This is a genomic window from Clostridium fermenticellae, assembly GCF_003600355.1.
Taxonomy (GTDB): domain Bacteria; phylum Bacillota; class Clostridia; order Clostridiales; family Clostridiaceae; genus Clostridium_AV; species Clostridium_AV fermenticellae.
Genome location: NZ_CP032416.1, coordinates 795,682 through 817,045 on the forward strand (window position 1 = coordinate 795,682; position 21,364 = coordinate 817,045).

A 21,364-nucleotide genomic window follows, 5' to 3' on the forward strand; every position below is an offset into this window, starting at 1 on the left:
TTTTTGTATGGAAATAAAGCAGGCAGAATTTGTAACATCAGCAGTATCTTCTGATCAATATCCAAAGGATAATAGGACAGAGATAGCATTTGTTGGAAGATCAAATGTCGGTAAATCATCGTTGATAAATACTTTAGTGAATCGACGTAAGTTAGTTAAAGTAAGCAGTACTCCCGGAAAAACCAGGCTTGTTAATTTTTTTATAGTGAATAATCAATTTTATTTTGTTGATTTGCCAGGATACGGATATGCAAAAGTTTCTAAATTTGAAAAACAAAGTTGGGGAAAAGTAATAGAAACATATTTAAGCAATAGAAGGCAGTTGGGAATGATAATATTACTTGTAGATTGTAGACATAAACCAACACAGGATGATGTAATCATGTATAATTGGATAAGATATTATGGATATCAATATACTATAGTTGCGACTAAAATTGACAAATTAAAGAAAAGTGAGCTTGTAAAAAATTTAAAAATTATAAGGGAAACTTTGAATTTAGGCAAAGAAGATAAAATATTTACTTTTTCGTCATTAAAAAAATACGGAAAAGAGGAACTTTTAGATTTATTTGATCAAATTGTAGATTGTCAAAATTAATTAGAAATAGGGAGATATTGTATTGATAAGATTAGATACTATAAAAGATATAATTGTATTTTTATTAGCATATATTCCACCTTTACTTGTTTTTGCAAAGTTTTGGAGAGAAAAACATAAAAATATAATTGTATTAATTATAATTACACTGATTTATTTGGGTGGATCTATATTTACGCAAAATTTACTGCCTTTTATACTTATTATATTTGATATAAAGTTTATTAAATCTGCAGGTACATCTTATCTGGATAATAAAATTGATAATACTTATAATAAAACGAAATTTGGAAGAGATATAAACAGTGTATTAAAATTTGATTACAATAGATTCAAATTTAATGGAAGAAACTTTAGTATATTTTCTGCTTTAAAATTATCGGCGATTTCTTATACTGTTTCATTACTTATATCTATTGTTGAAACTATACTGCTTTCAAGGTTAAATGTTAAATTAGAGGGACAGGAAGTAGTTTCGTGGATGAGCAGTATGCAGCTATGGAGATTTATAATTATAATTCCTGTTATGATAATATTTGCTCCTGTAGTTGAAGAATTTGTATTTAGGTGGCTGTTTTTTGAAAAGATATTTAAAAATAGAATGGGTATATATTTGTCTGCATTAATAAGCAGTTTAATATTTGGATTTGCCCATTTTAACTTAAGATCATTTCCTATATTGGTCTGGATAGGTATATTTAATTGTTATTTAATTGATAAAAAAGGATATTGGTATTCAGTATTTAATCATTTTACATTTAATTTTATAACAACTATGGCACTTTTGATTGATAAAATATAATTGTATATATGGAAAAGGAGTGTAGTTCAAAATAATATTTGAACTACACTCCTTTATTTATGTGTCAAAAGAATTGTTAGTAGAATAAAATATTAGAGAATAGAAAGTATTTTTAAGGAGGAAAATCATGGAAATAAATCAACTTATAAATATGTTTAATAACATGAATAATAGAGAAGATTGTTGTGATAGCGATGATGGCTGTTGTGATAATAATGGTTGGTTTGGTAATAATAATTGGATTTGCATAATCTTTTTATTCATTATTTTTTACCAGACATACTGCTGCCAGGGTTCAAGATATTATAGACGTTATAGGAGAAGTTGTGGGTATGGAGATGGTTGTGGATATGGTTATGGATACGGTAACAATATATGGATAGGAATATTCATATTAATATTTTTATTGTGTTCTTCTACGAGAGATGGAAATTGTAATGATAGATGCTTAGGAAATGAAGGCCCATGTGATCGAGATAACCATTGTGACCGAGATGACCAATGTGATTGTAATGATGACAATTGTGAAGACGATGATGACCGTGATAATGGTTGTTATGATGACTATGAAGATCCTGATGATTGTGACAGAAATTATGATGACGACAGATGTGATAATTATGACTACGATGATCCAGATGGATGTGAATGTGCAGATTATAAGGAATCCGATGATAATGTTGTAGATGTTGACTATGACGATTAGTCATAAAAATCTTCAAATTTAAACATGTTAATTAAAAATGGATAAACTAAAGATAAAGTTTACTCCTAAGTATGGATAAATACTATATATTAAATTCCAGGCACAAAACGGATGAATATGAATAATATATATTATAAAAAACTTTTTGATGTAGAAAAAACGCTGATCAGATGATGTACTTAAGATTTCGGATTTAAAATGAGTAGGAAAAATTAGGAGGAATAGAAGATGAGTTGTAGAAGAAGTAGTTACTGCTGTGGTGGGGGCATGAGTTGTGAAAGTTTAATAGCTTTAGCCATAATATTAGGACTAGGTGTAGTATTCTACAAAGGATTTAATGATGGTATATTTGCAACGGTCATAGTTTTAGCGGCTATATTTGCATTATAAAACTTTCCATAACAGATAAAAATGAAGGGGAGTCAAAATTATGACTCTCCTTAATATAAAAGGAGGTAAGTTGCATAATGTCTAAACATCATGAAAGAGGCAGGGGAAATCCATTGAATGATATACTTAAGGGTATAGACATAAATCAAGTTATTTCACTCATGTCTTCATTAGGAATGAATAAAGGCAATAATAATACTAGTAATAGAAGGATGCCTAATGCTTATACAGGCAATAAGGGCGGAAGAGATGCTCAAGATTTTGCAAAATTGCTAGCAAACCCTAAATTTTTAGATATAGTAAACAGTCTTTCGAGAAAGATTAATGATAAAAATATTGATGAACAAACTAAACAAGATGAAATAAAAAATGCATTTAATAGAGTTAATGCACTCATAAAAAGAAACAGGAGTTAAAATAAAACATATGTAGAGATGAAAAACCCAAGGCCTTAAGAAGGGGGAGTATAAATGACGAGTTACACAAATTTAATTGCCTTGACTATAATCTTAGCACTAGGTGTGATCTTTTATGGAGGGTTTAATGATGGAATAATTGCAACAGTCATAGCTGTAACTGCTATTCTAACTTGTGCTTAAGTGCATAGTAATTTTTTAAAAGTGTGGCGCGAGCTGCGCTTTTTTTGTAAAAAATAATTAGTTAATATTATTATATTTAAGAAATTACTAAAATATTTGTGAAATTTTACGATATATTTAAAGGTTACATAAAACATACAGGAGGTAAAAGTGTATGTCAAAAATTTCTCATTTAATAGAAGTAATAATAACTTTACAATTTAAGGGTCTTACAACAGCATCGGAACTTGCAGAAAGTTTAGGTGTTGATAAAAAGACAATATATAGGTACATAAGCAGTTTAAATGAAGCAAATATTCCTATTTATACTAAGAAGGGACGATATGGTGGTTTTTGTATAGATGAAGAATTTTATATGAAACCAGCGAACTTAAGTTGTGAAGAATTGGAGGCCCTTCTTATGGCATCAGAAATACTAACAAAGGAAAATGGTTTTACGAAAGAAAAAGAACTTAAAATGGCTGTAACAAAGATAAAAAATTTGGAAGTAAATAATAATGATAAACTAAAAATTATTAATAAAAACTCTCATTTTGGGTTTGAGCAAACTGGAAATCTTGAAAATTTGGATTACAAAATATCTAAAATAAATTACTCTATAAGTAAAGGAAGAAGTTTAAGTATTAATTACTTCTCAATTAATAGAAGTAATTTGACTATAAAGAAAATTGATCCATATGATCTAATATTTAGAATGGGATCATGGTATTTGATTGGATATTGTCATATGACAGGTCGTATAGAAATTTTAAAGGTAAGTAGAATACAGAGTTTGAAAACATTAAATGAAATATATATAAAACCACATGACTTTTTTCTAAAAGATTATTTAGATGACCTTTGGGCAGCCTTCAATGGTGAAAAAATAAAAGTGAGTATAAGGTTTTGCAGTCATATTTCAGATTTTATAAGAAATGGAAGATGGCATATAGATCAAAATATAACAGATTTAGAAGATGGATCAGTTGTACTCGATATGTACTTAGATGATATAAGAGATGTGAAATCATGGATACTTAGTTTTGGAAAGTATGCTGAGGTTATTGAACCTAAAAAATTGAGAGAGGAAGTAAAGGAGGAATTAAGAGAATTGTATATTAAATACTAAAAAAGTTTTACTACATATGAATAAAATATACATATTGGGATAATATAATAAATGTGATTTGGAGATATATTCTCCTAGAGCATCAAATTTTAAAAATTGATGCTAATAACCCCCCATCCCCCTTGGGACCGTTAAACGGTCCCTTTTATTTTATAATAAATCATATTAATGACATTGATGAAATTTTAAAGTAATATTTCTCAGTGCTGTTTTGATCAGGTACTAGAGTTATATTTATAGTGTAGTTTTTTTTGGAAGTCTTATCCTCATTTGAAATACCTCTAAAATTTAATTTCCATAATATTTCAGAAGGATCCCCTTTGTCTGTACATTTTGTTTCTTCAAATACTGCATCTTGAAATGTATAAGTGTTATTTTGAGATGACATGTTTGATAATAAGTCAAATTCTTTATTTATTATATTTGCACTAAATATATCTTTTGGGATATAATCTTTGCTTTGTGGCAAGGTTTGTATAAGATTTATAAAGCCACATATGCTGTCTTTTCCCATAAATGTTTGACTATTTTCATAATTATAGTTTTTAAATTTGTAATTTAGAAATATATAGTTGTAAGTATATATAGTATTATTAGAGAATTTACCTGATATTACTTTAGGGGTTTTATTATTTTTACAATCAATAAAACCCAATATGTTACTTGAGTTTGAAAATACATTTTCAAATTTACTATCAATCCATGAAAAAACATATTGAACCGGCTTGTCTTTTACGGAGCCTTGAACAAATATTTCAGGAATTTTATCGCGCGATATATCCATAAAAGTTATGTGTACAGGCCAATAATTACATACATCAGATATACTTTTACTAAAATTAGAAGTAAGATTATATGTCTTGTTTTTTGTACTTATGTCTAAATAATATTTATTTGAATTCTTTTTTAGATTTAAATTATCCTTATAGCCATCACCGTCAAAATCGCTTTTTATTGTCTTTGTTTGCGATACATCGTTAAAGGTTTGAGTAGAATCATTTTTTATGAATAGTACAAGTAGAAATATCAAAAGTATAAATATAATTAAAAAAATATAAATATATTTTTTCCTTAGAAATAATATCCTTAGTTTCATGTATTTCACCTCCAATTAATTATATGAATGGATTATATATTTAATTAATATGTAAAGAATAAATTTAGAATAATTTTTTTATTATAAAATTGTAAATATTTTAGTTGAAATATAAGAGGAGGGGAGTATTTGAATCATATAAAAAAGCTTTTGATATTTATTTTATGTATAGTATTTTCATTTAGTATTAATGGATGTAAAAATTATGATGCTTCAAAAGATGAAAAAAAACTCAATATATATATTGATACAAAAGATGTAAAAACACAAAATATATTAAAATATATTATAGATGAATATAAAAAGGATAATCCTGAAGTTAAAGTTACAGCAAATAATATTATAGGTGATAAAATAGAAAATCAATTAGGCAAGTCACAGGATATTGATTTAATATGTATTTCTAGAAATGATATGATAAATATAGTCAATAAGGGATTATTAAATGATATAGGTGGCTTTTATGAAGAAAATAAAATTAATGATAAATATTATACGGTTGTAAATGCATACGGAAGATTTAAGGACAAATATTATGGTATTCCAATAATGCCATATACTCTTGAAGTATTGTACAATAAGGATGCCATCAATTCTTTTAAATTAAAGGCACCTGACAATATTGACAATTTTAAAGAACTATTAAAAAGTTTAAATCAAATGTCTTTAAGAATACCGGTAGTTTTAGATGATAATATTGATATAAATAGCACAGTATTATCTATAATGGTAAATAATGAGATAAGTATGAAAAGGATTGAAGATAGCTACAACAATTTGGAAGCATATAGAAATTTACCAGAAATGAAAACTGCATTTGATAATATTCAAGAGTTAGTCAAACAGGGAGTATTAAATAAAAACACCTTTGAGATTGGAAATGAAAGTAGTATAAAAAAGTTTAATAAAGGTGACATACCAGTTTTGATAACGTCTTCATATTATACAAAAGAACTTGCGAAAAATAACAACATTTCAATTATGGAATATTCAGGTAATGCATTATCTAAAATGAGTGTGCCTGTATCCTGCAACTCTATATTATGCATGTCTGTAAATACTAAAAACAGAGAGCAGATAAGTAAATTTGCCAAATTTATTGTGAGCGATAAATTATATAAGAAATTATCAAATAATGGGTATGTGACTAGTAACAAGAATGTAAATAAGATATTTAAGTATGGGATAAATAAGAATATAGTGGATCAATTATCAAAGAGTAATGAGAATAATATTCCTTATACGTATAATATACCTGAGAAATTGAAATTGAATATATCGAGTAAATTAGAGGAAGTCTTAGAAGGAAGGACATCAGGTGATTTGTGGGATGAAATACTAAATGAAACATATAAGTAGCTAAAAGAGACTGTCTTTTGAACTGTAAAGACAGTCTTTTTAGCTAATGACTGCTAAGTTTATCTTGACATGATTTACAAATACCATAGAAGTATACTTTGTTTCCAATAATATTATAATCTGTCAGATCTTTAATTTCATTGTTTAAATGAGAAAATGAAATTCCTTCAATATCATCCACCCTGGAGCATTCTATACATTTTATATGGGGATGAGGTATTATATTTGCATCATATCTGAAATTGCCCTCACCTACATTGATTTCTTGAATTAACTTAACATCTGTTAATGTTTTTAATGTTTTGTATACAGTTGCAAGACTCATTGTAGGATAATCTTCCTGAAGGGCTTTATATATTATTTCAGCAGATGGATGTTTCTTTGTCGAGATTAAATATTTATAGACAGCAATACGTTGAGGAGTAAGTTTTAATTTTTTCTCTCTAAAAATAGTAGTTAAATTATTCATAAACACCACCCTTATTTTTAATTAGTTATAGTGTATAACAAAAATGATTATTTGTCAACAAAGGTTTTATGTAGATAATTATTATTTATGATTTGATAAAAGAATATATGTGGATGGGTAGGAATAAAGTGTAATAGAAGGGGGTTATGAATCATGAAAATAGATAAGTGTATCAAAGAAGTTGAAAGGGACAGCAGAGTTATTTCTAGGGCCTGTAGAATTCCATATTTTCCATTAGTAGTGGAAAGCATAAAAGGATCTATTGTAAAGGATATAGACGGGAATGAATATATAGACCTGCTCTCCAGTGCCGGTTCAATAAATGTAGGGGGAGCTAATGAGAAGGTTAAAAAATCTATAATTGAACAGGTGAACAAATATGTTCACTATACTCCTGGCTACCTTTATAACAAACCTATGATTGATTTGGCAGAAAAACTTGTAAAAATTACACCCGGAGAATTTCCTAAAAGAGTTGCTTTTGGGCTTTCGGGTTCAGATGCTAATGACGGAGCAGTTAAATTTGCTAGGGCTTATACCGGGAAAAGTTCAATAATTAGTTTTATTGGAGCTTATCATGGTGTTACCTATGGATCTATGTCCATGTCTGCAATTACAACCAAGATGAAGAGAAAACTAGGACCTTTTTTACCCGGAATTTATAGTTTTTCTTATCCTAACTGTTATAGATGTAATTACGGTAAAAAAGAAGGGTGCTGTAATCTAGAATGCTTAAACCAGATCCAGATTGCATTTGACAGCTATTTGCCTTCCGATGAAGTGGCAGCAGTTATAATTGAGCCTATTCAAGGAGATGCTGGGCTTATAATCCCTCCAAAAAGATATATGAAGAAACTCTATGAACTTTGTGCTGAAAATGGGATTTTGTTTATAAGTGAAGAAGTCCAGCAGGGGTTTGGCCGTACAGGAAAATGGTTTGGTATTGAAAATTTTGATTTGATTCCGGATGCGGTTATTCTTGGGAAATCCATGGGTGGCGGACTGCCGTTGAGTGCTATTGTAGGAAGAGAAGAGATAATGCAGAGTCTTGATCCTCCTGCTCATATATTTACAACAGCTGCTAATCCTGTATGTTGTTCCTCTGCTGTTAGTACTATAAATATAATTTCTGAAGATGGATTTTTAAAACATGTTAATGAAGTAGGGAATTTTGCGAAAAACTATCTGAATAATCTGAAAGACGAATGTTCTATTATAGGAGATGTAAGAGGAGTTGGATTATCCATAGGAGTGGAATTAGTTAAAGATAAAATCAGCAAAGAAAAAAATATAAAAGGTGCTTTGAAAATATGTTACAGGTGTTATGAAAAGGGAGTTATTCTAATATGCCTAAATGGAAATGTACTTAGAATTCAACCACCTCTAATTATTACGAAGGATGAAATGTTTAAGGCCTTGGAAATTATAAAGTCCTCTATTGAAGATTATCTGCAGGGGAATATACCTGATGAGGTATTGAATACAATAAAAGGGTGGTAATAAAAGTAAACTTAAAAGAAGATTTTATACTTTCTAGATTGACCGTAAAATAAAGTGAGAAGGGTAGGAAAATGTATGGCTTCAGAAAATAAAGTAACTTATGAAAAAGAATCATTGGAGAGAGGTCTAAAAAATAGACATATTCAAATGATTGCTATAGGGGGAACAATAGGAACTGGACTTTTTTATGGGAGCAAGGATTCAATTTCTGCAGCTGGTCCAGCCGTTTTAGTATCATTTTTAATTGCCGGATGTATAGTATTTTTAACTATGCGAGCTTTAGGAGAGATGAGTGTAGCAGAGCCAGTATCTGGATCGTTTAGTGCATTTGCATATAAATATTCGGGAAAATTTTTAGGCTATTTATCTGGATGGACATATTGGCTTATGCTAGTGTTAGCAGCTATGGGGGAAGTAACTGCATCCGGTATTTATATGAATTTTTGGTATCCACAGCTGCCAGCTTGGTTAACAGGTTTTATATGCTTATTAATATTGACAATAGTTAACCTTACTTCAGTAAAATCATTTGGTGAATTTGAATTTTGGTTTGCAGCGATTAAGGTAGTTACAATATTGGCAATGATTGCTTTTGGAATTCTTATTATTTTTTTTGGTGTTGGACATAAAGGAATTCCTGTTGGATTGACTAATTTAACGGCACATGGTGGTTTTGCTCCTAATGGATTTTCTGGTATTTTGCTGGGATTAGTTATGGCAACATTTTCATTTTTAGGTGTAGAAATGATTGGTACAACAGCAGGAGAATCTGAAGATGTAGAGAAATCATTTCCAAAAGCGATTAATAATGTAGCATTAAGAATATTAATTTTTTATGTTGGTGCAATTTTTATTGTGGTGTCACTGTTTCCTTGGAATGGTGCAGCAACATTTAAAGGAAGTCCTTTTGTAGCTGTATTTTTACAAGTAGGTATTCATTCAGCTGCAGGAATAATTAATTTTGTAGTGATTACGGCTGCATTATCCGGGATGAATAGTTGTATTTATGTTGGATCAAGAATGGTGTTTAATCTTTCTCTGCAAGGTAATGCACCGAAGTTTTTGAGTTCAATTACTAAAAAAACCAAAACACCTTATGCATCAATTATTCTTATTTCTTCAGTAGTTATGCTTGCGGTTGTTGCTAATTATTTTGTTCCAGAAAAAGTATTTGGGTTTGTTACCGGATTAGCTGTTGTTGCAGGTTTGACATCATGGGCAACTATTATTTATGTTCAAATTAAATTCAGGCGTGCTAAAATGAAGAATAATGAACGCATAGCTTTTAAAATGCCATGGTGGCCATATTCGTCATATATAGTATTTGGATTTATTGCTTTAGTATTAATTATAATGGCTATTAATCCAGGTACAAGACCTATTATTTATGCAGCACCATTTTGGTTTGCATTTATTATCATAATTTATATATTTTCCATTAATAAAAAAAATGTTATTAAAGGAGAAAGTAAAAAATAATACATTTTTTTAATCAAATTTCTATCTTTATTTAGAAAGATTTTTGAAAATGGTTAATATAAAGATTGTATATAGATAATTATTACCGATAATGTAATGATAAATTGTATTTAAATAATAATTAATAATGCTATTTTATCATTTTAAGTATATATTTTTTTCTATATTGTGAAAATTTGAAATTTATATCAACTGTACTTGATTTTTATACTATATATGATAAAATTATATATGTTAAATAATTAACAATAAATTTACTTTAGTTCGTTTCTCTAAATAAGGAATATACCACTAGATAATTTTTAATTTATTCTGTAGTGTATTCCTTATTTAATGTATTATTGATTTAATTGTTGAATGTAGAAATGAGTTTTTATTTATATAGTACTATATTTTGTGCTATAGGAAAGTATAATATAAGATTATAGATTAATTATAAAAAAATTGTTTTAAAGATTACTAATTTTTAAAACAATTTTTTTATAATTTTTTAAAAATATATTGACAAATAATACTTAAAGTAGTAAACTAAAAACATAATAAATAATAATTATTAAATAAAAATAAATATTAAAAAATAAATTAAGATCATAAATGATTTGGGAGGAATATTAATATGAAAAAATTTGTTTGTTCAGTATGTGGATATGTTTATGAAGGAGAAGAGGCACCAGAGAAGTGTCCTCAATGTGGAGCAGGAAAAGATAAATTTACTGAAAAAGTAGATGGCGAAATGGCATGGGCAGATGAGCATAAGATAGGTGTAGCACAGGGAGTGGATAAAGAAGTAATAGAAGGATTAAGAGCTAACTTTACAGGAGAATGTACTGAAGTTGGAATGTATCTTGCAATGAGCCGTCAGGCAGACAGAGAAGGATATCCAGAAGTGGCAGAAGCATATAAGAGAATAGCATTTGAAGAGGCAGAGCATGCATCTAAATTTGCAGAAATGCTGGGAGAGGTAGTAGCACCTGACACAAAGAAGAATCTAGAAGTAAGAATTGAAGCAGAATATGGTGCCTGCAAGGGTAAAAAGGATTTAGCAGTATTGGCAAAGAAGTTAAATTATGATGCAATACATGATACAGTTCATGAAATGTGCAAGGATGAAGCAAGACATGGTGCTGCATTTAGAGGATTATTAAATAGATATTTTAAATAAAAATTTCATAAAAATTAATTTTTTAGAACCATCTTAAGATAATATTTTAAGATGGTTCTATTTGATTTTGTAATTTGCTTGGGTTTACTATATAATTACAAGTAATAGTTTTAGATATATCATTTCGTTAATTAATGGAGATGGAATATGATATGAATTTATATTTTGTAAGACATGGACAGACTATATATAATAAATTAGGATGTTATTATGGTAGTTTAGATGTTCCAATAACAAAAGTTGGACAGTCTCAAGCTGAAAAAGCATCAGAAATACTAAGTGACGTAGATTTTAAAAAGCTCTATGTAAGTGAAAGAAGTAGGACTGTCCAAACTGCTGATATAATATTGAAAGACAAAAAAATTAATACAATTGTTGACAAGAGATTGAATGAAACTGATTTTGGAAAGTTTGAGGGTAAAAATTATAAAGAACTCAGTAAGTTGTTTAAGAACGAATTTGAAGCATGGAATAGTGATTGGAAAAATACACCGCCATTAGGTGGGGAAAGTTGTATTCAAACTTATAGCAGAGTTAGTAGCTTTATGGATGATATATTAAAATTAAATGAAGATAACGTACTTATAGTTTGTCATGGTGGCATAATACGATCTGTATACTGTTATGTTTTAAACAGTATTGATTTTTTTTGGAAGTTCAACTCTTTAAATGGTGATATATCAATTATAAAATATGAATACGATAATCTCTATATAGATACTATAATGCATGTATAATTATGTTTTAAGGATAAATATTTCGTTTGGAGGAAATTAATAGGTATATGAAGAGAATTTTTTTGAATTTTTTATTAATGGTACAGTTTCTTACTAAGATTCCGGTAAAATTTAATTTGCCATGCGAATTAAGTGATTTTAAAAGAGGAGCGGCATTTATGCCTTTAATAGGACTTATTATTGGTACAGTACAGTTTTTTGCATATAAAGGACTTGTGATGATACTACCCTTGAATGTTACGATTGTTTTGATTGTAACTATTGGAATTTTTATAACAGGTGGATTTCATTTAGATGGACTAGGTGATACATGTGATGGCTTTTTTGCCTTTAAGGAGGATAAGAAGGCAATAGATATTATGAAGGACAGCAGAATAGGAACGTATTCGTGTATAAGTTTGATAATAGATATACTTCTTAAGTATACCCTTTTATATTTTATAGTGCCTAAATTTCCTATAGCAATTATAGCTTCTCCGATGATTGCCAGATTATGTACCGTATTTATAGCATGTATTGGAAAAACAGCTAAAAGCAGTGGTACAGGAAACCTTTTTATATCAAATGTTGGTAAACTTCAGTTTTTTATAGCATTTTTAATAACTAGTGTAATTTTGTCACTTGTTATGAATCCTAAGTATGTGTTGATGCTTGTATTTTCAGGTGCAATTTTTACAGTTATTTTTAATTTATTTTGTGATATAAAAATAGGAGGACTTACTGGAGATACTTTAGGTGCTAGTAACGAGTTAAATGAAATATTTAGCTTAATGTTAATAGCAATAATTATGAAGTAAAGAGAGGAAGAATTGATGTAATGGGAAATGTGGTTTTAATTACAGGGGGAAGTAGAAGTGGAAAGAGTGGTTTTGCAGAGAAGCTTTTAAAAGATAAAGATGATGTTCTTTATATTGCGACAGCGGTTGTTACTGATCTTGAAATGAAAAGAAGAGTTGAAATTCATAGGAATCGTCGAAATTGTAAATGGACTACATATGAAGGACATAAAAATTTTGATATTGTTTTGAGAGATTATAATGAGAAATATATTATGTTTGAATGTGTAGGAACTATGATTACAGATTTGATGCTTGATGAAAATTGTGATTTTGAGAATATGAGTGTGAGTGAAATAGATTCTCTAGAAAAGAAAATCAACCTGGAAATAGATAAGCTAATTAAGATAATTAGGAATGAAAATAGGAATCTTATAATAATAACAAATGAAGTAGGTTGTGGGATAGTTCCAGAATATAGGATGGGAAGGATTTTTTCTGATATTTTGGGACGCATTAATCAATTTTTGGGACAGGTAAGTGATGAGGTATATATGGTTTCATGTGGTATACCACTTAAATTGAAGTGATCTATGGTAAAAATATATTATAAAAATCTTATATTTTTATTTGTAAAAAATCAAAATATGAGATAATATAATTTATAGTATACTTAATATACTATAAATGAAACAGGAAAAGAGGTATAAATATGGAAAAAATAAATAAAGATATGACAATTGGCGAAGTTGTTAAAATGAATGTTAAAAATGCTGAAACTTTAATGATGTTTGGAATGGGATGTGTAGGTTGTCCTTCAGCTCAGGCTGAAACACTGGAAGAGGCAGCACAAGTTCACGGCATAGATATTGATAATCTATTAAAAGCTTTGAACTCAGTAGAAGCATAGAAATTGTAGGCTATAGTTTGTTATATTGCTATAGCCTTTTTTGTTTGTTTTATAATTGACATTAACATTTTTATAATATAATATATCTTATATAAGTGAGCAGTCACTCATAGTTATATGATTTATTTAAAAAGGGGATAGTAGGGCAATATGGAAAATAATTATAGAGATACTATGGAAAATTTGTTCGACTTTAAGTATTCTATGCCTAAAGAAATGACTAAAAGACAAGAAGATATATTAAGGGCTGCTATAAAGGTTTTTTCTGAAAAAGGTTTTGAGGGAAGTAGGACAAGTGAGATAGCTAAGGAAGCAGGTGTAGCTGAGGGAACTATTTTTAGATATTATAAGAGTAAAAAAGATTTACTTATAAATTTATCAACTCTTTTAATTATTAATTTTTTTAGACCCTTAATGTCAGAATCGATTGAAAATATAATCGAGCAAGAAAAACAAAAATCTGTAAAAGAAGTACTCGAAAATATGATAGATGAAAGATTAAAGCTTGTAGATGAAAATTTACAATTAATAAAAACTATATGTGTGGAATCCATTTATCATGAAGAACTTTTAAAAGAAATGCAGGATTATGTCATACCAAATATTTCAGCATTTTTAAATGAGTTTGTGGAAAAGAATATAGAAAATAATATTTTTAAAGAAAAGGATCCCAAAATTATAACGAGAACTCTAATAAGTTTGTTATTGGGGTATGTTGTTTTAAGCAACTTTTCACCTCAATACTTCGCAAATGAAGATAAAAGCAAAGATCCAACAGAAATTGCTGATTTATTTCTAAATGGTATACTATGTAATGACAAAAAAGAAAATTAAATATAGATTTTAATATCAACAGAGAAAAACAGCAATTGCTGTTTTTTATTATATTCAACTGCTGGTATATATTTTAGGTTAATCTATTAATTTTATAACTTCTACTTCATAATCACCATCAGGTGATTCTACAGTAGATTTTTCTCCGACTTTTGATTTATAAAGGGCTTTACCTAATGGAGAATCAATACTTATTCTCATGTTTTTAGCATCAGCTTCTACTGAACTTACAAGAGTTACTTTCTCTTCATCATCAACATCATAGAATTTTATAAGTGCAGTTTTGTTTATGCCAAAAACATCAGCTTCATCAGTATCTTCGATAATTACTGCTGTTTTCAATTGTTGTTCTAATTCTAAAATTCTAGTTTCTGTCATTGATTGGTCATCTTTTGCTGCGCTATAGTCAGCGTTTTCACTTAAATCACCCTGTGCACGTGCAGATTTTAAGGCGGCTTTAATTTCTACTCTTTTTACGGTTTTTAAGTATTCTAATTCGTCTTCTAGTTTTTTCTTACCAGATTCGGTTAAAATTAAATTACGCATACAATCACCTACTATTTTAAATTTTATTATATAAAGAAAACTATATGATTAAACTATTTTTATTTTGATTAAAATTAATCATATAATTGACTTCAAAATTAAATAATATTACTCTATTATTATAATATTACTCATGTAATAATACAAGGATTTAAACAATACGGCGTTATAAAGCAGTATATAATAGTTATTGTAATAAATGGGAGAGGAATGAATATAATATGTCAAAAATGCATTTCAAGGGGAGTAGTATGTTAAATCCGGTTCCGGCTGTGCTTATAACAAGTATGGATAAAGGTGGAAATAAGAATGTATTTACGGTCGGGTGGATTGGAAGTGCATGCACACATCCACCTATGCTTACAGTGGCCATAAGACCAGAAAGACTTTCATATAAATACATAAAAGAGTCGTATGAATTTGTTATAAACATGCCAAGCTCAAAAATGACAAAAATTGTTGATTTTTGTGGGGTTACTTCTGGAAGAAATATAAATAAAATTGATAAGTGTAACATTAAATTAGAGGATAGTACAAAAATAAAAACTCCCTCTATAGAAGAATGTCCTATAAATATAGAATGTCGCGTTAAACGCATAATACCACTTGGAAGTCACGAATTGTTTCTAGCTGAGGTTTTGGCAGTGAGTGTGGATGAAAATTTAATTGATGAAAATGGAAAAATACGTATGGAAGAGGCTGAACTTATATGTTATTCTCATGGTGAGTATTTTAATTTGCCTAAAAGATCATTAGGCAAGTTTGGGTATTCAATTCAAAAGAAAAAATCTAAATATAGAAATAAAAAATAAATTCTTTAATTCCCCCTTACTACATAAAATGTTTTAGGGGGGATTAAAAATGCATTTGAAAAGAATGATGCTCATTGTATCTTTTATAATTGTGATTGAAGTATTAATGTTATACAATAGGCCTCTGGTTACTTCATATAAAGATGTAAGTAGCAAGATAAGTTTGAAAGATAATTACATAATTATTGTGGATACGACTTCTAATGAATTAAGTGTTTTTAAAGATGGTAAATTGTCTAAGATGTATACTGTGGCTGCAGGTAAGCCTATCAGCCCATCTCCAATTGGCACATGGAAAATAATAAGTAAAGATACCTGGGGTGAAGGATTTGGAGGACGTTGGATGGGATTCAATGTCCCATGGGGAAGATATGGCATACATGGTACTATATATCCTAATTCAATAGGTTGGAATTCTTCGCATGGCTGCATAAGAATGAAAAATAAGGAAGTAAGGGAGCTATATGATTATATTCCAATCGGAACTACTGTAATAATTTATGGTGGTGAATATGCAAGATTTGGACAATCTTTAAGAATATTACGTCCAGGAATGACAGGGTCAGATATATATGAACTTCAGTTGATATTAAAAGAAAAAGATTATTATAAAGCTAAACCTGATGGTATATATGGTGATTATTTTAAATTGGTAGTTCATGAGTTTCAAAAGAAAAATGGACTTCAAATAAGTGATAATGTAGGGAATTCGTTCTATTCTAAACTTGGAATACGTCTAATAGATTGAAATTATATATTTTATTGTTTGTTTATTGTATATAGTTTGTTTATTATGATAATATATATAGATGAACTTTACGAATTCACTTAAGTATATTATAAAAAGGAAGATAATTATTATGTTTGATGTTCAGGAAAAAATTTTAGAAAATGGCATAAAAATTGCAACCGTTAAAAAAGATACTAAGATGATTTGCATACATTGTGGAATAAATATAGGTTCAGTATATGAGGATAGAAATCAAAGAGGCATATCACATTTCATAGAACATATGCTTTTTAAAGGAACAAGGAAACGGAATAATGAGCAAATAAATTCGTATCTAGAAAATTTGGGTGGAGAATATGATGCATATACTGATGTTACTAATACTGTATATAGTATAGCAGCTTTGGATGATGAGCTTGAACATTCATTGGAAATATTATCAGATATGCTTATGAATTCTACATTTCCAATTGAGGAACTTAATAAGGAAAAAGAGGTTATATTAGCTGAAATTAGGTCAAGCAAGGATGATATAGAGGATTATAGTTTTAAGAAGGTTAATGAGTTTGCTTTTGATAAAAGCCCATTGAAATATGATACTATGGGAGATGATACAACAGTAGCGAAATTTAAAAGAAATGATATATTGGAATTTTATAATAAATATTATGTTCCTAATAACTGTTATATGTCAATAGTATCTCCCTTTAACCACGATAAGGTGTTAGATATTGTTTACAGGTATTTTGGAATATGGAAATTAAGGCAATTTAAAAGAAGTGAAATAGTAGTGGAGGATAATATTCCAATAACTAAAGTTTCGTATAGAAAAGATATAGAACAAAGTACTATAGTTTATGCATTTACATTTAATGATATAACTGTAGAACAGGAGCTTGCACTTAGGGTATTAAATTATAAGTTTGGTGAAAGTGCTAATTCAATATTATTTAGGAGACTCAGAGAAGAAAAAGGGTTGGCTTACGATATTTATACAGATTTAACTTTACAAAAACACATAAAAATATTATATATATATACAGCTGTGGCGGATGAGAATATTGATAAAACATTAGATACTATAAATTCTTGTATTAATGAGATAAAATATGAACAAATAATATTTGATGATGATACTATAAACCATATGAAAAAAGTATTAAAAACTGCTATAGCTTTTACTTTGGAAGATTCAATAAATATAGGTGATTATGTTCTTCGCCAAATCATAAATAATGAAGATATATTTAAGTTCATAACAGATATAGAGGAATTGAAATATGTAAAAAAAGAGGATATATATAATGTTGCAAGACTTGTTTTTGATAAACCAACTATTCATATAGTTAAAGGCAGGAGATAGGGTGATTTACTTTGGAAGAAAAGGAAAAGGCTATTACAAAAATTGAAACACAAAAAAATAATAAAAATAGAGTAAATGTATATATAAATAACGAATTCGGATTTTCATGTGATACAGAATTGATTTATATATATAACTTTATAAAAGGAAAGAAATTAGAGGCTGATTATATAAAAAAGATAATTGATGAAGATAATTTCGTAAAATGTAAAAATTCTGCACTTAGGACTATTGAAAGATCATATAAGACAGAGTATCAGATTACTCAAAAATTAATTCAAAAAGGATTTGAAGATAACGCAATTAATCGCGTTATTGATTTTTTAAAAAAATATAAATTTATAGATGATAAAAGGTTTATTAAATCTTATATTATGGAAAAAATAAAGTCGCAGGGAAAAAATAAAATAAAATGTGAACTATTAAAAAAAGGAATAGATAAATCAATTGTTGATTCTGAACTTAAAAATATAGATGGTTCAACTGAAATTAAATATGCAATAAAACTTGCAATAAAAAAATATAATATTTTAAAGAAAACAGAAATAAATTATAAAAAAGTGTACAAAAAACTTGGGAATTACCTAATAACGAGGGGATATAATCAAGATATATTAAAAGATGTATTAAATCAAGTAATTGATAAGAATGATTGTGATAAGCAGGTTATAAAAAATAGGGAAGAGCAAGATACAAATAATAATGATATTGATGAATTAAAAAGGATAGCTAAGAGAAGATATGATATAATATCAAAGTCAGAGAATAGTGCTGTAAGGATATACCGAAAACTTGGAAATTATTTGGTAAGGAGAGGATATTCCTATGAGAATATAAGAAAAGTTTTAAAACTGCTTATTGATTTTAATGAGGATAATGTTTAAATAAAGCATTTTCTTTTTTTGAAATAGCATAAGAGAAACTTGTTTTTAAAATGGGTTAAGAAGGTGATTATTGTGAATAATATGAAAACTAATCCAATAACAATTATGTTATTTTTAATATTTTTTTATCCATTAATCAAGGGTTTTTTGTTTAAATTTAGTTCAAGAGATTTCAAAGGTGACATTGATAGTATAAATAGGAATATTTCATTCTTGGTAGCTATTTTTTTAGGAGTCTACAGTGGCAAAAAAATATTTATTGAGCACCAATATGGAGTATATATGAATATATATAAATTTATTCCAGATAAATTTACCAATTATATTAATAATAATATAATTATTGTTTACTCGGTTCTTATACCTATAATTATATTTTTGATATATAAAATTATAAAACTTTTATTAAATCTTATAAATTATACAATATCCTATCCTATATTGGATACTGTTGATAAATTTCTGAAAACGAGAGGAAATTTTTTTAATAGAATAGCTGGAACTATGTTTCAAATTCCAAAAGCCATATGTTATGTAATATTTATAGTTTTTATAATTAATATAACATCTATATTTAATATAAGTGAAAAACTTAATAGATATGCTGAAACATCGAGGCCATATAATTACATTTGCAGAGAAATTGTAATTCCAGTTATGAATTCGACTGTTGCGAAAAAACTTCCAAATATAATAGACAATTCATTCAAAGTTGTAATAAAAAATCCTGATTCAACGGATTCTGAGGAAAGTACAACTCAAAATTTTGTAAATAAGGGTAATACAATAGCTTATTATAATGGGGTCACATTAGATCAGGGAGTAAAATCTAATGATGAGATAGATCAGTTTTCAAGACAGATTACTAAAAATTACAGTGGTACTAGAGAAAAAGCAAAAATTATATATGATTGGGTAGGAAGTAATATATCTTATGATCATGAAAAGGCGAATAGTGTTTTGAACAATAATTTTAATGTAAGTTCAGGAGCTATACCGGCTTTTAATACAAGAAAAGGTATTTGTTTTGATTATTCGTGTTTGTATGTTGCTATGGCAAGAGCCAATAACATAAAAGTAAGATTGGTGATTGGAGAAGGTTTTAATGGAGTAAGTTGGGTAAGCCATGCATGGAATCAAGTATACATACCAGAAGAAAACAAATGGATAAATATTGATACTACTTTTTACAATGGTGGAAACTATTTTGATAATAGAAGATTTAATTTAGATCACAGAAGCTCTCAAATAATAGGAGAATGGTAAAATGTTTAATAAATTGCTAACAAGAAAGTAATTTGTTCTATATAGAGTTTGTAACTGAAAGCTTAAGTTATACTTCAGCTGCCATTTCCAAAATTCGTCACCTAAAAAATTTCTAGTAAGTCTAAGTTCGTATTTATAAAAATCTAAGCAGATTTTATAAACTCACAGGTTCAAACATATAAAATCTACTAAGATTTTCAAAAATACTTCACCAGGGCTTACTAAAAAATTTTTTAATGTGTCTACATTTTGGAAATGTCAGCTTACGTATAACTTAAGCTTGGAATTACAAACCCTATATAATTATTTTGACAAAATTATGGGAGATGGTATATATGGATAAGTATGGTGAAGGTGGACATGGTAAGAGAAATAATGCTAGAAGAAATAGGGAAATAAAGCGTATTATAATTATGATTATATCTCTTGTGGCATTATTTTCAATTGGACTATTTATAGGTGGAAAAATATCTGGCAAAAAAACAGCAATGGCAAGTGTGGCAAAGGAAAAAAATCAAAAACAGTTAGAACAGAAGAAGATGAATGAAAGGGAAAGCAAGATTAATCCAATAAATACCAAGGATTCAAGTGGATTTAATCCATATAAATCAGATGGTAAAAAGGTGGTGTATTTGACTTTTGATGATGGACCTTCGAGGAATAATACACCTAAAATACTTAAGATTTTAAAACAATATAATGTAAAAGCTACTTTCTTCTTAATAGGTAAGAATGCTGAACAGAATAAGGATTTAGTAAAGGAAGAAATAAATGATGGACATGTAGTTGGAAATCATAGTTATACGCATGAAATGCATTATTTATATTCTAATCCTGAAATCTTTTTAAATGATTTAAATAAGTGTGATAAGACTTTAAAGTCGATTATTGGTCCTAATTATAAACTTAAAATTATGAGATTTCCTGGAGGATCTTTTGGGCGTAGACTTGCTCCTTTTAGAGATGCAGCTAAAAAAGCAGGATATCATTATGTGGATTGGAATGATCTAACTGGTGATGCCGAGCATAATAACGTTCCTGTAGCTAATCTTATTAATAATGTTAAAAAATATGACAATCATGACCATCTGGTCGTATTGATGCATGATGCACCTGCCAAGGTAACTACTGTGGAAGCACTTCCAGGTGTAATACAATATTTTAAATCAAAAGGGTATATATTTGAAACTTTAAAATAAAAGAAGTCCATTTAATGGATTTCTTTTATTTTAAGT

Annotated in this window: 25 protein-coding genes; 22 read left to right on the forward strand and 3 right to left on the reverse strand. The window is 28.2% G+C overall.

Going from position 1 to position 21,364, the window contains the following annotated elements; all coding sequences use genetic code 11:
* Window positions 1-7 precede the first annotated feature (7 nt).
* The 7 genes from yihA to D4Z93_RS03975 all read left to right on the forward strand — a co-directional run bounded on the left by yihA (window position 8) and on the right by D4Z93_RS03975 (window position 4,206).
* Entirely contained in the window at window positions 8-601 is a 594-nt protein-coding gene (yihA, locus tag D4Z93_RS03955) for a ribosome biogenesis GTP-binding protein YihA/YsxC (RefSeq protein ID WP_119970576.1), read from the forward strand.
* 22 nt (window positions 602-623) lie between these two features.
* Entirely contained in the window at window positions 624-1,403 is a 780-nt protein-coding gene (locus D4Z93_RS03960) for a CPBP family intramembrane glutamic endopeptidase (protein WP_119970578.1), read from the forward strand.
* 127 nt (window positions 1,404-1,530) lie between these two features.
* Window positions 1,531-2,109: a hypothetical protein gene (locus D4Z93_RS03965; protein WP_119970580.1), complete on the forward strand. Its 579-nt coding sequence runs from the start codon at window positions 1,531-1,533 to the stop codon at window positions 2,107-2,109.
* 228 nt (window positions 2,110-2,337) lie between these two features.
* Window positions 2,338-2,499, forward strand: a complete 162-nt coding sequence (locus tag D4Z93_RS13180) for a hypothetical protein (RefSeq protein WP_162920254.1) — start codon at window positions 2,338-2,340, stop codon at window positions 2,497-2,499.
* Window positions 2,500-2,576: 77 nt separating this feature from the next.
* Entirely contained in the window at window positions 2,577-2,915 is a 339-nt protein-coding gene (locus D4Z93_RS03970) for a hypothetical protein (RefSeq protein ID WP_119970581.1), read from the forward strand.
* 54 nt (window positions 2,916-2,969) lie between these two features.
* Window positions 2,970-3,098 (forward strand): hypothetical protein, encoded by a 129-nt coding sequence (locus tag D4Z93_RS13600; RefSeq protein ID WP_279220954.1) that lies wholly within the window; start codon window positions 2,970-2,972, stop codon window positions 3,096-3,098.
* Between the two features lie 154 nt (window positions 3,099-3,252).
* Window positions 3,253-4,206, forward strand: coding sequence for a helix-turn-helix transcriptional regulator (locus tag D4Z93_RS03975; RefSeq protein ID WP_119970583.1), 954 nt, complete (start codon window positions 3,253-3,255; stop codon window positions 4,204-4,206).
* Window positions 4,207-4,366: 160 nt separating this feature from the next.
* Here D4Z93_RS03975 and D4Z93_RS03980 read toward each other — a convergent pair whose 3' ends face one another.
* Window positions 4,367-5,302 carry an FG-GAP repeat domain-containing protein gene (locus D4Z93_RS03980; RefSeq protein ID WP_119970585.1) on the reverse strand — a complete coding sequence of 312 codons (936 nt, stop codon included), beginning with the start codon at window positions 5,300-5,302 and terminating at the stop codon, window positions 4,367-4,369.
* 129 nt (window positions 5,303-5,431) lie between these two features.
* Here D4Z93_RS03980 and D4Z93_RS03985 point away from each other — a divergent pair, with 129 nt between their 5' ends.
* Complete coding sequence (locus D4Z93_RS03985) at window positions 5,432-6,661, forward strand: ABC transporter substrate-binding protein (protein ID WP_243105977.1); 1,230 nt, start codon at window positions 5,432-5,434, stop codon at window positions 6,659-6,661.
* A gap of 43 nt (window positions 6,662-6,704) precedes the next feature.
* On the opposite strand, the gene perR is transcribed toward D4Z93_RS03985, so the two are convergent.
* A complete protein-coding gene (gene perR / locus D4Z93_RS03990) occupies window positions 6,705-7,130 on the reverse strand; it encodes a transcriptional regulator PerR (RefSeq protein ID WP_119970587.1) in 426 nt (141 codons plus the stop codon).
* Window positions 7,131-7,283: 153 nt separating this feature from the next.
* Here perR and D4Z93_RS03995 point away from each other — a divergent pair, with 153 nt between their 5' ends.
* The 8 genes from D4Z93_RS03995 (at window position 7,284) to D4Z93_RS04030 (ending at window position 14,528) form a co-directional block, all read left to right on the forward strand.
* Entirely contained in the window at window positions 7,284-8,630 is a 1,347-nt protein-coding gene (locus tag D4Z93_RS03995; protein ID WP_119970589.1) for an aspartate aminotransferase family protein, read from the forward strand.
* A gap of 75 nt (window positions 8,631-8,705) precedes the next feature.
* Window positions 8,706-10,109: an amino acid permease gene (locus D4Z93_RS04000; protein WP_119970591.1), complete on the forward strand. Its 1,404-nt coding sequence runs from the start codon at window positions 8,706-8,708 to the stop codon at window positions 10,107-10,109.
* 616 nt (window positions 10,110-10,725) lie between these two features.
* On the forward strand, window positions 10,726-11,271 hold the full coding sequence (locus D4Z93_RS04005) for an NADH peroxidase (protein ID WP_119970593.1): 546 nt from the start codon (window positions 10,726-10,728) through the stop codon (window positions 11,269-11,271).
* A 152-nt stretch (window positions 11,272-11,423) separates the two neighbouring features.
* Window positions 11,424-12,008 (forward strand): alpha-ribazole phosphatase, encoded by a 585-nt coding sequence (gene cobC / locus D4Z93_RS04010; protein WP_119970595.1) that lies wholly within the window; start codon window positions 11,424-11,426, stop codon window positions 12,006-12,008.
* 47 nt (window positions 12,009-12,055) lie between these two features.
* Entirely contained in the window at window positions 12,056-12,805 is a 750-nt protein-coding gene (gene cobS, locus D4Z93_RS04015) for an adenosylcobinamide-GDP ribazoletransferase (RefSeq protein WP_119970597.1), read from the forward strand.
* 20 nt (window positions 12,806-12,825) lie between these two features.
* Entirely contained in the window at window positions 12,826-13,374 is a 549-nt protein-coding gene (cobU, locus tag D4Z93_RS04020) for a bifunctional adenosylcobinamide kinase/adenosylcobinamide-phosphate guanylyltransferase (RefSeq protein WP_119970599.1), read from the forward strand.
* Window positions 13,375-13,496: 122 nt separating this feature from the next.
* Complete coding sequence (locus tag D4Z93_RS04025; RefSeq protein ID WP_119970601.1) at window positions 13,497-13,694, forward strand: DUF1858 domain-containing protein; 198 nt, start codon at window positions 13,497-13,499, stop codon at window positions 13,692-13,694.
* Between the two features lie 150 nt (window positions 13,695-13,844).
* Window positions 13,845-14,528, forward strand: a complete 684-nt coding sequence (locus tag D4Z93_RS04030; RefSeq protein ID WP_119970603.1) for a TetR/AcrR family transcriptional regulator — start codon at window positions 13,845-13,847, stop codon at window positions 14,526-14,528.
* A gap of 78 nt (window positions 14,529-14,606) precedes the next feature.
* On the opposite strand, the gene greA is transcribed toward D4Z93_RS04030, so the two are convergent.
* Window positions 14,607-15,074 (reverse strand): transcription elongation factor GreA, encoded by a 468-nt coding sequence (gene greA / locus D4Z93_RS04035; protein WP_119970605.1) that lies wholly within the window; start codon window positions 15,072-15,074, stop codon window positions 14,607-14,609.
* A 221-nt stretch (window positions 15,075-15,295) separates the two neighbouring features.
* Between greA and D4Z93_RS04040 the strand changes: the two genes are divergently transcribed.
* The 6 genes from D4Z93_RS04040 to D4Z93_RS04065 all read left to right on the forward strand — a co-directional run bounded on the left by D4Z93_RS04040 (window position 15,296) and on the right by D4Z93_RS04065 (window position 21,328).
* Window positions 15,296-15,886, forward strand: coding sequence for a flavin reductase family protein (locus D4Z93_RS04040; RefSeq protein ID WP_119970607.1), 591 nt, complete (start codon window positions 15,296-15,298; stop codon window positions 15,884-15,886).
* Between the two features lie 49 nt (window positions 15,887-15,935).
* Window positions 15,936-16,634 carry a L,D-transpeptidase family protein gene (locus D4Z93_RS04045; protein ID WP_119970609.1) on the forward strand — a complete coding sequence of 233 codons (699 nt, stop codon included), beginning with the start codon at window positions 15,936-15,938 and terminating at the stop codon, window positions 16,632-16,634.
* Between the two features lie 112 nt (window positions 16,635-16,746).
* Window positions 16,747-17,979, forward strand: a complete 1,233-nt coding sequence (locus D4Z93_RS04050; RefSeq protein WP_119970611.1) for a M16 family metallopeptidase — start codon at window positions 16,747-16,749, stop codon at window positions 17,977-17,979.
* An 11-nt stretch (window positions 17,980-17,990) separates the two neighbouring features.
* A complete protein-coding gene (recX, locus tag D4Z93_RS04055) occupies window positions 17,991-18,863 on the forward strand; it encodes a recombination regulator RecX (RefSeq protein WP_119970612.1) in 873 nt (290 codons plus the stop codon).
* Between the two features lie 81 nt (window positions 18,864-18,944).
* Window positions 18,945-20,129 carry a transglutaminase-like domain-containing protein gene (locus tag D4Z93_RS04060; RefSeq protein ID WP_119974221.1) on the forward strand — a complete coding sequence of 395 codons (1,185 nt, stop codon included), beginning with the start codon at window positions 18,945-18,947 and terminating at the stop codon, window positions 20,127-20,129.
* 335 nt (window positions 20,130-20,464) lie between these two features.
* Window positions 20,465-21,328, forward strand: coding sequence for a polysaccharide deacetylase family protein (locus tag D4Z93_RS04065; protein WP_119970614.1), 864 nt, complete (start codon window positions 20,465-20,467; stop codon window positions 21,326-21,328).
* Window positions 21,329-21,364 lie beyond the last annotated feature (36 nt).